This is a genomic window from Psychrobacter sp. 1Y4 (genome assembly GCF_051847555.1).
Genome location: NZ_JBPYDE010000117.1, coordinates 1 through 1,140 on the forward strand (window position 1 = coordinate 1; position 1,140 = coordinate 1,140).

A 1,140-nucleotide genomic window follows, 5' to 3' on the forward strand; every position below is an offset into this window, starting at 1 on the left:
GTGCTTATCGCCGTGATGAAGAAAATATGCCTGGCTCACGCCGCGAAGTGGTCAATGCTCGTGAGGAAGGAGTTGAGTTTTTATTCAATCGTCAGCCTACTGAAATCATTGGTTTAAATGGCAAGGTCAATGGGGTAAAAGTCGTCACGACGCACTTGGGTGCGCCAGATAACCGCGGTCGCCAGCGTCCTGAGCCGATTCCTAATTCTGAAGAAATTATCCCATGTGATGCCGTGATTATGGCATTTGGCTTTAGACCAAGTCCTGCTGATTGGTTCGAGTCGCAGCAAGTGGCAATGGACAGTTCTGGTCGTGTGTTGGCTGCAGAAAAACAAACCTTTAAGTTCCAAACGCAAAACCCCAAAATTTTTGCAGGTGGTGATATGGTGCGTGGCTCTGATTTGGTCGTGACGGCTATTTGGGAAGGCCGCGAAGCAGCGGAAGGTATACTAGACTTTTTAGAGGTTTAGTGAGATTGATTCAAACTTAGCTATTCATCAGCAGGGTTTGAGCTTGAACGTCTTTTGTCTTTTGATAGACAGAAGGCGTTTTTTTTGATTAATACTTTGTAAATCGAGGCTCGACTGCTAGCATGTTTGTGCGTAACCTATGTGCGTTACCATTTATCTCGCTTATTAACCAAAAAGAGTAGCCTTGCGTGAAATCAACCCTTTACCAGCGTGTTACTGCTCCATTTACCGAGCCTTATGTTCGCTATCAGCATGCCGATGTCTTGCACGCCATTCGCTTAGGAACGGCTGTCATACTGGCGCTACTGGTCAATAAACTCACCAACCTGCCACATGGAGAGTGGACGACCATTACGGTTTTTATTATCTTGGGATTATTGCAGTATCAAGGCGCTATCTATACCAAAGCCAAAGAGCGTGTCTTGGGTACTCTATTAGGCATAGGTACGGCCCTTGGGGTGCTGTGGTTCATTCAAAATGCAGGTGCATGGCCATGGGTTGACTACGCGCTCATCGGTCTACTGAGTGGCATCATTGGCTATTTAGCCGTCAGAAAGCTCGGATATACAGGGCTGCTGACAGGTATCACTATGCTGATGATTGTCTCTGACTTGGGTCATAACAGCATCGGCCAAGATGGTATCTACCGCGCGCTAAATATTTTGTTGGG

The 1,140-nt window shown here is 46.8% G+C and carries 2 protein-coding genes; both read left to right on the forward strand.

Going from position 1 to position 1,140, the window contains the following annotated elements:
- A partial coding sequence (locus ACS8FC_RS14625) for an FAD-dependent oxidoreductase (RefSeq protein ID WP_439297300.1) occupies positions 1 to 470 on the forward strand: 470 nt, incomplete at its 5' end.
- 188 nt (positions 471 to 658) lie between these two features.
- A partial coding sequence (locus ACS8FC_RS14630; protein ID WP_439297301.1) for an FUSC family protein occupies positions 659 to 1,140 on the forward strand: 482 nt, incomplete at its 3' end.